Below are 12,953 nucleotides of genomic sequence, written 5' to 3' on the forward strand. Positions count from 1 at the left end.
AGGTGCTCACGGGTCGCTCCGGCTCACGGGTTCATCGCGTAGGTCCCGGCCGTGGCGCGCGCGTCCGACCACACGCGGGCGGTGCGTTCGGCATCGAAGGCGGGGCGCCGCTGGACCGCGTTGGCTGCCCTCGCCTGGGCGTCGGTCAGTGACGGCTTGCGCGTCAGCGCCAGCGCGTGAGCGGAGACATCCCCGACCAGGACCTCGAAGATGCTGTCGACCAGGTCGTCGTCAACACTCCGAATCCTGGCCTGCTGCAGAATGAGGTCGCCGTAGGCGACCGTGGTGAAGATGTCGCCGACGACCAGCAGGAGGTCCAGGTCGCGCATCTGCACCTTGCTCAGCGGGGTCGTGCCGAGCAGCGCCTGGAACGCGTCCACCTGCTCGAGCAGGAGCTTCACGTTCGGCAGATGAGCCCACTCGGCGTACACGGCGCGCCAGGCGTGGAAGACGACCTCGCCCAGACCCTGGGCCGGTCCCTGGTTCCACAGGTAGGTGTCGTCCGCGGTGTCGCGGCGACGTGGCGGCAGCGCCGGCGACGTGGTGGTCAGCAGCCTGGATCCGACCAGCGGCTGGACGGCCCGGATGGCTGCGCGCGTCGCCCTGAAGGCGGGGGCGAACGCCGCGTCCGGCACCCGGCTCGGCCTGCCCGGCTTGCGGACAGCCAGCATGGCCAGGCTCGGGTCGGTCGGACTGAACAGGTAGCTCTGCAGGAACTTGAGGGCCAGAGCCATGTTCACGTGGACGGTGCCCTCGAGGCGCGGCAGCCCCATCATGGCGATCGCGCCGACCGGGAAGTACATGTCGTTCTCAAAACCTCGGGCCGCGATGCAGTCGGAGATCAGGTCGTAGACCCGAGCACCTTGGCGGCTGACGGTCATCTTCTCGATGGCGTCGAAGAGAAGGTAGCGACGGTCCTCGGCTGTGCCCGAGCGCATGTAGTCGACGGCACGTTCCGAGTAGAGGTCCATGGCCTGCAGACGGATCCAGCTCTCGGTGAAATTGGCCCGCACCTGCGGGAAGTCGGTGACCTTGGTGTCGAACAGGACGCGGTTGTCAGCATGGGTGAGACCCTCGTGCCAGACGTGCTGCGCGGCACCGAGCGCACCGAACCCGATGTTGAACTTGCCTACGTTGACGGTGTTGATCGCCGCATCGAAGGCCTCGGAGCCGACATGGATGATGTCTTCCTCGCGGATCGGGTAGTCCTCGAGGTCGAAGGCAGCGACATAGATCTGCGAGTTCACGACGTTCTTGCGGAGCTTGTACGCCTCGTGCTGACTGTCGACGACGAAGAACACGTAGCCGTCCTGGGTCCTCGGACCGGTCGGGAGACCTTCGACGCGGCCGAAGACCGACACCATGCCTGCCTTGTTGCCATTGCCGATGTAGTACTTGCCGCCGTTGGCCCGGTAGCCACCTTCGCCGTCGGGGGTCAGCACCATGTCGGAGGTGTAGACGTCTGCGCCGTGCTCGCGCTCCGAGAGGCCGAACGCGAAGATCTCTCCGTCGTCGAGCAGCTGCGCGGCCTTGCGCTTGACCCCCTCGTCGCGCGTCTGCCAGATCGGTCCGAGACCGAGGATCGTGACCTGCCAGACGTACCAGTAGGACATGCCGTAGAAGCCGAGCATCTGGCTGTACTTGGTGATGCGGGCCTCGTCCCATCGCTTGCTCGGGTCGCCGTCGGCCAGAGCAGACGGAGTCAGCAGCGTGGCGAAGACCTTCTCCTCCTTCTGGAAGTCGAGGAACTCCTCGAACCAGACCCGGTCGCGGTCCTGCTGAAGCAGCCACGCCTTGCCCTTGCCCTCGAAGAAGTCGATGGTCGCCTCGAAGATTCGGCGGGTCTCGTCATCGAACTCGCTGAAGTCGGGCTTGTGCGGGTTGAACAGCTGCATCTGGACGCTCCGTGTCGAAGGGACTCCGCTCAGATTAATACACTCGTGTAGGGATTTGCTACACCCGTGCAGGAACTACGTGGATCCCCTACGCTTGGGGTATGTCTTCGACCACAGCCGACCATGCGCAGCGCCGGCGCGCCCCCCACCTGGGCCCCGAGCGCCGGCGCCCCCAGGTGCTCGACGCGGCCCGGACGATCGCGGTCACGGACGGCATCGGCGCGGTCACCATCGGCTCTGTCGCGACGGCGATGGGCGTGACCCGTCCCGTCGTCTACGCCTGCTTCGCAGACCGGGTCGAGCTGGTCGACGCTCTCCTCGACCGGGAGTCGGCCAACCTGCTCGACGCGATCCTCACGGCGCTGCACAGCGCCGGAGACCCCGACGATCCGGAGCGCGCGTTCGTCGACGGCTTCCGAGCACTCCTCAACGCCGCGGCCGCCGCACCGGACACCTGGCGCATCGTCTTCTCCGGTGAGCCCGACCCCGCCATCGCCGAGCGCTTCCGCACCGCAAAGGCCCGTGTCCAGACGGAGGCGACCGAGTGGATCCGGCCCGCCATGGAGGACTGGTGGCAGACCGCCGACCTGGAGCGAAAGCTCCCGGTCCTGATCGACCTGTTCCTCTCGGCCTGCGAGTCGGCGGTGCGCTCGCTCCTCGACACGAGCAACGACTGGGGCCCGGACGACCTCGGCACCTTCATCGGCAGGGCGGTCCACCGCGCGTTCGAGGAAGCCTGACCGGCCCTGCGCCAACCGTAACCTTCGTGTCCATGAGCTACGCAGGACTGTGCAAGCTGCTCGTCGTCCCAGACGCGTTCGAGGCGCCGCGGGTGCTCACCCACGGCGACCTGACGGCGCGGCCGTTGTCGCGCGAGTGTCTGGCCGACGACGTACGCGCCATCAACGCCGAGCGCGAGCTGATCAACGCGACGCGGGGCGGCGGCTGGCCGGAGGGGCCGACGTCGGAGGAGGACGACTACATCGACTTGGTCTGGCACGAGGGCGAGTGGAAGGAGAACAAGTCGTTCTCCTACGTCCTGGAGACGCCTGGTCTCGGCTACGTCGGGTGCGCCTATCTCTACCCGCTGGGCGTCCGGCAGGAGCTCAGCGAGGAGCTGGCTGCGTACGACGTCGACGTCAGCTGGTGGGTGACCACCGAGGCGTACCAGCAGGGGCTCTACGAGGTGGTCTACGAAGCACTGAGGAAGTGGGTGCCGGCGGAGTATCCGTTCCACCGGCCCCACTTCTCCAACGTGAAGCTGCCTTAGATCGGGATGGCCGATCAGGAGTAGGTGACCGGCATCTCCTTGATGCCGTTGATCCACGCGTGCCGCAGTCGGCGCGGGGTGCCGTTCGGCTTGAGGTCGGGCATCCGGTCGGCGATCGCGTCGAACATGATCCGCACCTCCATCCGGGCGAGGTTGGCGCCGATGCAGTAGTGCGCGCCGTGCCCGCCGAAGGCGAGGTGCGGGTTGTGCTCGCGAGTGATGTCGAAGGTGTCCGGGTCGTCGAAGACGTCCTCGTCGTGGTTGCCCGAGGCGTAGAAGATGCCGACGCGCTGGCCCTTCTTGACCAGCTGGCCGCCGACCTCGACGTCGTTGAGCGCCGTACGCTGGAAGACCGTCACCGGGGTCGCCCACCGGATCACCTCGTCGACCATGGTGTCGGGGCGCTCCTTCTTCCACAGCTCCCACTGGTCGGGGTGGTCGAAGAAGGCCTGCATGCCGTGGGAGATCGCGTTGCGGGTGGTCTCGTTGCCGGCGACCGCGAGCAGGATGACGAAGAAGCCGAACTCGTCATCGCCCAGCGCCCCGCCCTCCAGCTCGGCGTTGACCAGCTTGGAGATGATGTCGTCCTTGGGGTCCGCCTTGCGCTCGGCGGCCAGCTGCATCGCGTAGGTCAGGATCTCGATCGAGGCGGCCTCGGGGTCCGCGTTGTAGTCCGGGTCGTCGTAGGCGAGCATCTGGTTGGACCAGTCGAAGAGCTTGCGCCGGTCCTCCTGCGGGACGCCGAGGAGCTCGGCGATCGCCTGGAGCGGGAGCTCGGCGGCGACCTCTGCGACGAAGTCGCCCTCACCCTTGGCCAGGGCGTCGTCGACGATGGTGTTGGCCCGCTCGAGCAGGCGGTCCTTGAGGGCGTTGATCGCCCGCGGGGTGAAGCCGCGGCTGATGATCTGGCGCAGCTTGGTGTGGTCGGGCGCGTCGTGGTGGATCAGCATCGCGCGCTGGAGCTCCACCTGCTCACGGGTCATGTCGGGCGCGAAGCGGATGATCACGCCGTTCTCGTTCGTGCCGAAGTTCTCGTTGTCCTTGGAGACGGCGAGGATGTCCTCGTGCTTGCTCACGGCCCAGAAGCCGGTGTCGAGGAACCCAGCACGAGCCTCCGGCGTCTGCTCGACCCACCACACCGGCGCGGACTTGCGAAGCTCGAGAAACTCCCGGAGGGGGACGCGCTCCTCGTTGAGCACGGGATCAGTCGGATCGAAATCCACGGGGAGAGCGGTCACGGGTGTGCTCCTTCGGCAGGCGTTCTATCAACTCAGTATTTCTGTAACACGTTCTAGTTTATCGTCACACAGTGCTCGCCATCACACAAGGCTCAGTGAACCAGGGTTGCGCCAAACGAGAACACGTTCTAATTTGGGACAATCGAGTGTAACCCGAGTCACGTCACCAGGCGTGACGGTGCGCAACCCTGCGCCAGCGACTTGTCGATACCCCCGAAGAGCGAGGTTCCATGGGCACGCCCGTCATCGTCGAAGCCGTCCGCACCCCCATCGGCAAGCGCAAGGGCTGGCTCGCCGGGCTCCACCCGGGCGAGCTGCTCGGTGCCGCCCAGGTCGAGGTGCTCAAGCGCGCCGGGATCGACCCTGACCTGGTGGATCAGGTCATCGGCGGCTGCGTCTCCCAGGTCGGCGAGCAGTCCAACAACATGGTCCGTCGTGCCTGGCTCCACGCCGGGCTGCCGATCCACACCGGATCCACGGTCATCGACGCGCAGTGCTCCTCGGCCCAGCAGGCCACCCATCTGATCAACGCGATGATCGCCTCCGACCAGATCAAGGTCGGGGTCGCCTGCGGCATCGAGTCGATGTCACGGCTCCCGCTCGGCGCCAACGTCCCCAAGGGCGCCGGTGACCCGCGTCCCGCAGACTGGAACATCGATCTGCCCAACCAGTTCGAGGGCGCCGACCGGATCGTGAAGAACCGTGGGTTCTCCCGCAACGAGGTCGACGAGTTCGGCCTGTGGTCACAGGTCAAGGCGCGCCAGGCTCGCGACGCCGGCCACTTCCAGAGCCAGATCTTCGCCGTCGAGGCCCCCATGCTCGACGACGAGGGCAAGCCCACCGGAGAGGTGCGCACCGTCACCGAGGACCAGGGCATCCGGGACACCTCGCTGGAGAGGCTGGCCGGGCTGAGCCCGGTGCTCGACGGCGGCACCCACACCGCCGGCACCTCGTCGCAGATCTCCGACGGCGCCTCGGCGCTGCTGCTGATGGATTCGGCGCTCGCGGCATCGCTCGGTCTGAAGGCCCGGGCCCGGATCGTCACGTCCAACCTGGTCGGCTCCGACCCCTACTACCACCTCGACGGTCCGGTCCAGGCGACCGAGAAGGCGCTGAAGGACACCGGGATGACGATCGGCGACATCGACATCGCCGAGGTCAACGAGGCCTTCGCCGGCGTGGTCATGTCCTGGGCGAAGGTGCACCAGGTCCCCGAGGAGAAGATCAACGTCAACGGCGGCGCGATCGCGCTCGGCCACCCCGTCGGCTCGACCGGCACCCGCCTGCTCACCGCCGCGCTCCATGAGCTTGAACGCCGTGACGCCAGCACCGCCTTGGTCTCGATGTGCGCCGGCGGCGCACAGGCGACGGCGACCATCATCGAGAGGGTCTGACATGGCACGCGAGAAGGTCACCGAGGCCGAGTACGTCGTCGTGGGCGCCGGCTCCGCCGGCTGTGCCGTCGCCGGGCGTCTGGCCGCGGCCGGCAAGTCGGTCATCCTCCTCGAGGCCGGGAAGGTGGACAAGCGCAACTACCTGGTCACCAAGCCGGGCATGATCGGCCCGCTGCACGCCGAGCCACGGCTGAAGAAGCTCGTCGACTGGGGCTACCACACGGTCCCCCAGAAGCATGCCCGCAACCGCGAGCTCCCCCAGCCGCGCGGCAAGGTGCTCGGCGGCTCCTCCTCGATCAACGGCCTGCTGTGGGTCCGGGGCAACCGGGCCAACTACGACGCCTGGGCGGCCGAGGGCAACACCGGCTGGGACGCGGACTCGGTCAACGAGGCGTACCGAAGGATCGAGGACTACGAGGGCGGCGGCTCCGACTACCGCGGCACGGGCGGACCGATCAAGGTCATGAAGCACCCGCGGCCGACCGAGGCGTCGCTCTCCTTCCAGCGCGCCGCTGCCGAGACCCTCGACGTGAAGGTGCTCGACGACTACAACGCCGCCGAGCAGGAGGGCGTCTCGACGTTCCAGCAGAGCGCCGTCGACGGGCTGCGCTACTCCGCCTCGCGTGGCTACCTCCACGACCAGGAACTGACCGGCCTGACCACGCTGACCCAGGTGCACGCCTCCAGGATCGTCATCGAGAACGGTCGGGCCACCGGGGTCGAGATCCAGACCAGGCAGGGTCCGAAGACGATCTCGGCCACCCAGGAGGTCGTCGTCTCCGCGGGAGCGTTCGGCTCGCCCCAGCTGCTGATGCTCTCCGGGATCGGGCCTGCCTCCCACCTGGCCGAGCACGGGATCACCGCCGTCCACGAGCTGCCGGTCGGCGACAACCTGCACGACCACATGTTCGTGCCGACCACCTGGGAGATGCCGACCGCGCTGCACCGCGGCACCGCGGCCTACTTCGGCAAGGCGGTCCTTCGGGAGCAGACGGTCGGCCGCTCGATCCTCGGTCACACCGTCTTCGAGACGGTCGGCTTCGTACGCACCTCGCTGGCCACCGACGTACCCGACCTGCAGCTGCACGTGCTCCCCTGGGCCTACCCCTCCCCCAACCAGGACGCGCCGATCCGGCACGCGGTCGACCCGAGGGCCGCGCTGACGGTGATGTCGTCGCTGATCTACCCGCGCTCGCGGGGAACGCTGCGGCTGCGCAGCGCCGACCCGACCACCGAGCCACTGATCGACTTCAACTATCTCGCCGAGCCCGACGACAAGCGCGTCCTGCTCGAAGGCGTCGAGATGATCCGCGAGATCATGGCCTCCCCGGCCTTCGGGGACCAGGTCAAGTCGGAGATCCACCCGGGCAGGTCCATCGACGCCGAGGCGATGAAGGACGAGGTCACCAACCGGGCGACCTCGATCTACCACGCCGTCGGCTCCTGCCGGATGGGCGTCGACGAGCGGGCCGTGGTCGACCCTCGCCTTCGCGTACACGGTATCGACGGCCTCCGCGTCGCCGACGCCTCGATCATGCCGTCGATCATCGGCGGCAACACCAACGCTCCCGCGGTCATGATCGGTGACCGCTGCGCAGCCTTCATTCTTGATGGAACCGACAACAGCTGATCGGAAGCAGACATGAGCACTGACACAGCGAACACAGCAGACGTACGCCGCCCCGACTGGATCACCGAGGAGCTGCTGGGCGAGCTGGTCTCCCGGGTCCCCTCCTCCACAGGGGCGTCCTGGAAGCTGACCGAGGTCTACACCGGTGAGGTGCTGGTCGCGCTGCCACAGTCCTCACCGGCAGATGTGGAGCGAGCAGCCGCCGAGGGCCGGGCCGCCCAGCGCAAGTGGGCGGCGACACCGCTCCCGGAGCGGCTGGCCGTCTTCAAGCGGGCCCACGAGCTGATCCTGCGCAACCAGCACAAGATCGCCGACCTCATCCAGGCCGAGTCGGGCAAGGCCCGCCGGATCGCGTTCGAGGAGGTGTGCGACCCGCCGATGGTGATCTCGCACTACCTCAAGCGGGCGCCGAAGCTGCTCAAGGACAAGGTGCGGCCCGGGATGATGCCGTTGCTGTCGAGCTCGATCGAGCGCCACCCGCCGCGCGGCCTGATCGGCGTCATCGCGCCATGGAACTTCCCGTTCGCGACCGGTCTCTCCGACGCGATCCCGGCGCTCATGGCCGGCAACGCGGTGCTCCTCAAGCCCGACAACAAGACCGCTCTCTCCCCGCTGTTCGGGATCTCGCTGCTCGAGGAGGCGGGCCTGCCGAAGGGCCTGTTCCAGGTCGTCTGCGGCGAGGGACCGGACGTGGGCCCGACACTGATGGACAGCGTCGACTACGCCATGTTCACCGGATCCACCGCCACCGGGCGGGTGATCGGTGAGCAGGCCGGGCGCAACCTGATCGGCGCCTGCCTCGAGCTCGGCGGCAAGAACCCGATGATCGTCCTCGACGACGCCGACATCGACGAGACGGTCGGCGGCTCGATGTTCGCCGTCTTCGGCAACACCGGCCAGATCTGCATGCACATCGAGCGGATCTACATCCCCGAGGCGATGTACGACGAGTTCCGTGACAAGTTCGTCGCCGCCGTCGAGTCGATGCGGATCGAGGCTGCGTACGCCTTCGGGCCGGACCTCGGAGCGCTGGTCTCCCCCGACCATCTGGCTCGGGTGCAGTCGCACGTCGACGACGCGGTCGCCAAGGGCGCCACCGTTCTGACCGGCGGCAAGGCGCGCCCCGACATCGGGCCGACCTTCTTCGAGCCGACCATCCTGGAAGGCACGACGAAGGAGATGCTCCACGGGGTGACCGAGACCTTCGGTCCGGTCGTCTCTCTCCACCGCTACTCCACCCTGGAGGAGGCGATCGAGCTGGCCAACGACACCGAGTACGGGCTCAACGCCTCGGTGTGGACCACGAACTTCAAGCGCGCCCAGGCGGTCGCGGCCCGGATCGAGTCGGGCAACGTCAACATCAACGACGGCCTGGCCACCGCCTACGCGTCGAAGTCGACCCCGTCGGGCGGCATGAAGCAGTCCGGCGTCGGTGCTCGCCACGGCGACCAGGGGCTGCTCAAGTACACCGAGACCCAGAACGTCGCGACCCTGAAGAAGCAGGTCATGGGGCCGCAGGGCAAGCAGAGCTTCGACGACTATGCCAAGCAGATGCAGACGTCGCTGCGCTGGATGCGGAAGCTCCGCATCCGTTGACACCTTCTGGATTGATTCCGTCCCGCTATGCCGAGCTGACCCGGGAGGAGCTCGCCGAGACCGTCCGCGAGCTCCTCCTGATCGGTCAGCTGATCGACCGCTCAGGGATGGCCTGGTGCATCTCCGCCTTCGGCCGTGAGGAGATGCTGCGGATCGCGATCGTCGAGTGGGCCTCCGCCTCGCCGATCTACACCCGGCGGATGCAGACCGCGCTGGGATATGCGCCGGAGGTGCCCGGTCGCGGTGACGTGCAGACGATCTTCAAGGGCCTCCAGCTCGACATCGGCGCGCCTCCGCAGTTCATGGACTTCCGCTACACCGTCCACGACGCCCACCACGGCGAGTTCCACCTGGACCACTGCGGAGCGCTCATGGACGTGGAGCCGATGGGCGAGGAGTACGTCCGTGGGATGTGCCACGACATCGAGGACCCCACCTTCGACGCCACCGCCATCGCGACCCACCCGCGCGCGCAGGTCCGCCCGGTCCACCGCCCGCCGCGGACGCCCGCCGGCCGGACGCCGCACTGCCGCTGGACCGTGGTCATCGACGACGCCCACCCCGAGGCGGTCGCGGTCCCGGAGCTGGCGCTCAACGAGCGCTCCCGGGCGGCGAGCCTCGAGCTGACCCCGATCGACCCCGCGGACGACGGCGCGGCCGACTACGCCGGGCCGCTCGTCTCCGACCTCGACCTCGCCGCCTTCTCCCACTCCGCGCTGGTGCGCATCGCCGACGAGGTCTGCCTGCAGATGGCGCTGCTCGACCGTGGCTTCACTCTCGCCCTCGAGCCCCGGGTCACCTCGACCGACCAGCTCGTCGAGATCCGCCGCAAGCAGCTGGTCGGCGTCGCCGGCATCGCCGGCGCGCGCCTGGCTCGGGCCCTGTCGCTGCCGGCGGACACCAGAGGCGCCCTGCGACTGCTCGCGCTCCACCCGATGCTCAACCCCGCTGCGTACGTCTCGGTCGAGATGGATGCCGACGCGCTGGTCGTGCGGCCCTCGCCCGCCGACGAGGACGGCGCCTGGGTCTCCCTGATCGGCCCGGAATGGTTCGTTCCGCTCCAGGCCGCCGTGCACGCCCTCGACCCTCACCTCGACGTCGAGGTGAGGTCCTTGGGCGACACCGGCGAGGACGGCTGGCGGGCCGAGGTCGTACGCCGCCCCGAACCCGTCCCCGAGGCCTCCGAGGTCACGGTGGTGCGGTTCAGCACCGGCGCGGACTTCGCCTTCGAGCCGCGCCGGTCGCTACCGATCACCCCTGTCTGAGACCTACCTGTCTGAGACCTGGAGGTCGCTCATCTGCGGTGCAGCGCGAGCACCGGGATGACCCGGTCGGTCTTCGCCTCGTACTCACCGAAACCCGGGCTCATCGCCTTGAAGCGCTCCCAGGCGGCGTCCCGCTCCGCGCCGGTCAGCTCGCTGACCCGGACCTCGACGACGCCGTCCGCGGGCGTCTCGATCTTGGTCTCCGGGTTGGCCAGGAGGTTGTGATACCAGGCCGGGTTCTCCGCGGCGCCGGCCTTGGAGGCCGCGATCAGCCAGGTGTCGGGATCCTGACGGATGTTGGCCACCGGCGAGACCCGCTCGGTGCCCGTCTTGGCGCCGGTGTGGTGCACCAGCACCAGCCCGCGCCCGAACGGCACCGAGGTGACGTTGCCGTCGTTGGCGCGGAACTCGTCGATGATCGACTGGTTCCAGTCCTTGAACTCGCTGTCTGACATGGCGTGCCTTTCCCCGAGGATCGGTTTTCACCCACTCTTGCAGACGACCCCAGCGCGCCGGCGTCGAACTGTGGCACCGACGTGTGGGATACCCGGTCGACCGGCCCCTACAAATTTCTCAGGCCTGGGCTCACCTCGCGTGAACCGGGGCTGCGATGCGCAGCTGCTCGGCCGGATCGGCCACCTTCATCCGCGGGCGACCGGTCTCCTCGCCCGATGCACGCTCGTGGGCGTCCAGGGTGTTCCAGCCGGCCTGGTCGACCACGGTCACGCCCCTCTCGGCCAGCAGGTCGTCGAGCGGCTCGTCGGTCGGGTCGGGAAGGTTGCCCGCGGCGTGGTCGTCCAGGAGGGTGCGTACGGTCTCGGCGGCGCAGGCCCGGTTGGTGCCGATCACGCCGTTGGGTCCGCGTTTCGCCCAGCCCGCGGTGTAGGTCGCCTCGGCCCCGACCACCCGGCCGGCCTCGTGGAGGAAGCGGCCGGTGCCGATTTCGGCCGGGACGCCGGCGACGCCCGCGGAGCGGTAGCCGGTGGCGCGGACGACCAGGCCGGCCTCGATCTCCTCACCGCTGTCGAAGCGCACCCCGGTGACGGTCTCGGTGCCGAGGAGCTCGGTGGGGGTCAGGCCGAAGCGGAGAACGAGCCGCTTCGCGGCGTCCGTACGCGGTCGGGCGGCCAGGTCGCGGAGCAGCTCCGCCTTCTGCAGCGCCGCGAAGGTCGCGGCGTTGCGTTCGGTCGTCTCCTCCTCGGTCGGCAGGCCGGCCAGATCTGCCTCCTCGACCAGGACGTCGATGTCGGGGTCGGCGGCCAGTGCCCGCAGCTCCGGGCTGGTGAAGGCGGCGTACTCCGCCCCGCGCCGGGCGGTGACCACGACCTCACGGATGCCGCTGGCGGCCAGCGCCGCCAGCGCGGCGGGAGCCAGGTCGGAGGCGTTCAGCGTGGCTTCGTCGGCGAGCAGCAGGCGGGCGAGGTCGAGGGCGACGTTGCCGTTGCCGATGACGACGGCGCGCTCGTGGGTCAGCGGGAAGGTGAGCGCCGCCCGGTCGGGATGCCCGTTGTACCAGCCGACGAGCTCGGCCGCCGAGGTCGAGCCCGGCAGGTCCTCCCCCGGTATGCCGAGGCTGCGGCCCTCGCCGGCGCCGGTCGTGTAGACGACAGCATGGTGGGCGCCGAGGAGCTCCTCGTGGGTCACGTCGCGCCCGACCTCGACGTTGTAGCGAGTGCGGACCCGGCGGTGTCGCGCCGTCTTCGCGAAGCCGGAGGCGATCTCCTTGGTGTCCAGGTGGTCGGGCGCGACGCCGTAGCGGACCAGACCGTAGGGCGTCGCGAGCCGGTCGATGACGGTGATCTCGACGTCGCAGCGTCGGGTGGCGGCAAGCTCCTCGGCGACGTACCAACCGGCCGGCCCGGCCCCTACGACGGCCACCTTGAGCGGACCGGTCCCGGCGATCTTGGGGCCCGGCGGCGGCAGCGGCGCGGGCGCGTCCTGCTCGCCGGTGAACTCGAAGAAGGCGGCGTTGATGTCGACGTAGGGCGCGAACACGTCAGGGACCTCGTAGTCCGGGAAGATCGCGTTGACGGGGCAGGCGTCCTCGCAGGCGCCGCAGTCGATGCACTCGTCGGGGTGGATGTAGAGCATCTCGGCGGCGCCGAACCCGGGCTCGTCCGGTCCGGGGTGGATGCAGTCGACCGGGCAGACCTCCACGCAGGAGGCGTCGTTGCAGCAGGACTGGGTGATGACGTACGTCATGAGCGCTGAGCCTTCCCCTGGGCCTTCTTCTCGGCCCTTCTCTTTGCCTCTCTTCGGGCCTTGCCGATGGTCTCCTCGACGACCGTGTTCATCCTGGCACCGTTGGGCCATCCCGCGTAGTGACTCAGGAACACCACGATCTCGCGCAGCTCGTCCTCGGAGAGCTCGCCGTTGGCGTACGCCGCGGGGATCTGGATCCCCAGCACGTCCGCCGCTCCCTGGCCGGCGAGCAGGCCGATCAGCAGGAGCCGCCGGTCGCGCGTGGTCAGGCCCGGGCGCTGCCAGATGTCGCCGAAGAGGTGATCCGCGGTATAGCGGAAGAAGTCGCCCTCGCCGTCGGCCATGTCGAAGCCGTAGACCTCCTCCATCTTGCGCAGCCCTGCGGCTCGCGGTCCGGGAAGGTCTGCGAACTTGTCGGTGCCCTCGTCCATATGTCCAGTTCCCATGTTTCCGTGTTCCTTGC

At 68.7% G+C, this 12,953-nt stretch carries 11 protein-coding genes; 6 read left to right on the forward strand and 5 right to left on the reverse strand.

What is annotated here, in order from left to right; translation table 11 throughout:
• Positions 1 to 23: 23 nt before the first annotated feature.
• On the reverse strand, positions 24 to 1,895 hold the full coding sequence (locus BJ988_RS10525) for an acyl-CoA dehydrogenase family protein (protein WP_179657940.1): 1,872 nt from the start codon (positions 1,893 to 1,895) through the stop codon (positions 24 to 26).
• 101 nt (positions 1,896 to 1,996) lie between these two features.
• On the opposite strand from BJ988_RS10525, the gene BJ988_RS10530 reads away from it, so the two are divergent.
• Together BJ988_RS10530 and BJ988_RS10535 are read left to right on the forward strand one after the other, a co-directional pair.
• Positions 1,997 to 2,635 (forward strand): TetR/AcrR family transcriptional regulator, encoded by a 639-nt coding sequence (locus tag BJ988_RS10530; RefSeq protein WP_179657941.1) that lies wholly within the window; start codon positions 1,997 to 1,999, stop codon positions 2,633 to 2,635.
• 32 nt (positions 2,636 to 2,667) lie between these two features.
• Positions 2,668 to 3,165 carry a GNAT family N-acetyltransferase gene (locus tag BJ988_RS10535; RefSeq protein ID WP_179657942.1) on the forward strand — a complete coding sequence of 166 codons (498 nt, stop codon included), beginning with the start codon at positions 2,668 to 2,670 and terminating at the stop codon, positions 3,163 to 3,165.
• Between the two features lie 14 nt (positions 3,166 to 3,179).
• On the opposite strand, the gene BJ988_RS31305 is transcribed toward BJ988_RS10535, so the two are convergent.
• Positions 3,180 to 4,403 (reverse strand): cytochrome P450, encoded by a 1,224-nt coding sequence (locus tag BJ988_RS31305; protein ID WP_179657943.1) that lies wholly within the window; start codon positions 4,401 to 4,403, stop codon positions 3,180 to 3,182.
• A gap of 230 nt (positions 4,404 to 4,633) precedes the next feature.
• Here BJ988_RS31305 and BJ988_RS10545 point away from each other — a divergent pair, with 230 nt between their 5' ends.
• The 4 genes from BJ988_RS10545 to BJ988_RS10560 are packed head-to-tail and all read left to right on the forward strand — an operon-like array spanning position 4,634 to position 10,288.
• On the forward strand, positions 4,634 to 5,797 hold the full coding sequence (locus BJ988_RS10545; protein ID WP_179657944.1) for a steroid 3-ketoacyl-CoA thiolase: 1,164 nt from the start codon (positions 4,634 to 4,636) through the stop codon (positions 5,795 to 5,797).
• Between the two features lies 1 nt (position 5,798).
• Positions 5,799 to 7,427, forward strand: a complete 1,629-nt coding sequence (locus tag BJ988_RS10550; protein WP_179657945.1) for a GMC family oxidoreductase — start codon at positions 5,799 to 5,801, stop codon at positions 7,425 to 7,427.
• Positions 7,428 to 7,439: 12 nt separating this feature from the next.
• A complete protein-coding gene (locus BJ988_RS10555; protein WP_179657946.1) occupies positions 7,440 to 9,023 on the forward strand; it encodes a succinic semialdehyde dehydrogenase in 1,584 nt (527 codons plus the stop codon).
• A gap of 11 nt (positions 9,024 to 9,034) precedes the next feature.
• Complete coding sequence (locus BJ988_RS10560; RefSeq protein ID WP_218860743.1) at positions 9,035 to 10,288, forward strand: hypothetical protein; 1,254 nt, start codon at positions 9,035 to 9,037, stop codon at positions 10,286 to 10,288.
• A 29-nt stretch (positions 10,289 to 10,317) separates the two neighbouring features.
• Here BJ988_RS10560 and BJ988_RS10565 read toward each other — a convergent pair whose 3' ends face one another.
• The 3 genes from BJ988_RS10565 to BJ988_RS10575 form a co-directional block, all read right to left on the reverse strand.
• A complete protein-coding gene (locus BJ988_RS10565) occupies positions 10,318 to 10,743 on the reverse strand; it encodes a nitroreductase/quinone reductase family protein (protein WP_179657947.1) in 426 nt (141 codons plus the stop codon).
• Positions 10,744 to 10,873: 130 nt separating this feature from the next.
• Positions 10,874 to 12,490 carry an FAD-dependent oxidoreductase gene (locus BJ988_RS10570; RefSeq protein WP_179657948.1) on the reverse strand — a complete coding sequence of 539 codons (1,617 nt, stop codon included), beginning with the start codon at positions 12,488 to 12,490 and terminating at the stop codon, positions 10,874 to 10,876.
• Entirely contained in the window at positions 12,487 to 12,936 is a 450-nt protein-coding gene (locus BJ988_RS10575; RefSeq protein ID WP_218860745.1) for a carboxymuconolactone decarboxylase family protein, read from the reverse strand. The genes BJ988_RS10570 and BJ988_RS10575 overlap by 4 nt, the downstream gene beginning before the upstream one ends.
• Positions 12,937 to 12,953: the final 17 nt, after the last annotated feature.

The sequence above is a fragment of the Nocardioides panzhihuensis genome (assembly GCF_013408335.1).
GTDB classification, from domain to species: Bacteria; Actinomycetota; Actinomycetes; order Propionibacteriales; family Nocardioidaceae; genus Nocardioides; species Nocardioides panzhihuensis.

Coding starts and splice junctions, on each gene's coding strand:
- BJ988_RS10525 (WP_179657940.1), bottom strand. CDS start 1,895: ATGCAGCTGTTCAACCCGCACAAGCCCGACTTCAGCGAGTTCGATGAC.
- BJ988_RS10530 (WP_179657941.1), top strand. CDS start 1,997: ATGTCTTCGACCACAGCCGACCATGCGCAGCGCCGGCGCGCCCCCCAC.
- BJ988_RS10535 (WP_179657942.1), top strand. CDS start 2,668: ATGAGCTACGCAGGACTGTGCAAGCTGCTCGTCGTCCCAGACGCGTTC.
- BJ988_RS10545 (WP_179657944.1), top strand. CDS start 4,634: ATGGGCACGCCCGTCATCGTCGAAGCCGTCCGCACCCCCATCGGCAAG.
- BJ988_RS10550 (WP_179657945.1), top strand. CDS start 5,799: ATGGCACGCGAGAAGGTCACCGAGGCCGAGTACGTCGTCGTGGGCGCC.
- BJ988_RS10555 (WP_179657946.1), top strand. CDS start 7,440: ATGAGCACTGACACAGCGAACACAGCAGACGTACGCCGCCCCGACTGG.
- BJ988_RS10565 (WP_179657947.1), bottom strand. CDS start 10,743: ATGTCAGACAGCGAGTTCAAGGACTGGAACCAGTCGATCATCGACGAG.
- BJ988_RS10570 (WP_179657948.1), bottom strand. CDS start 12,490: ATGACGTACGTCATCACCCAGTCCTGCTGCAACGACGCCTCCTGCGTG.
- BJ988_RS10575 (WP_218860745.1), bottom strand. CDS start 12,936: ATGGGAACTGGACATATGGACGAGGGCACCGACAAGTTCGCAGACCTT.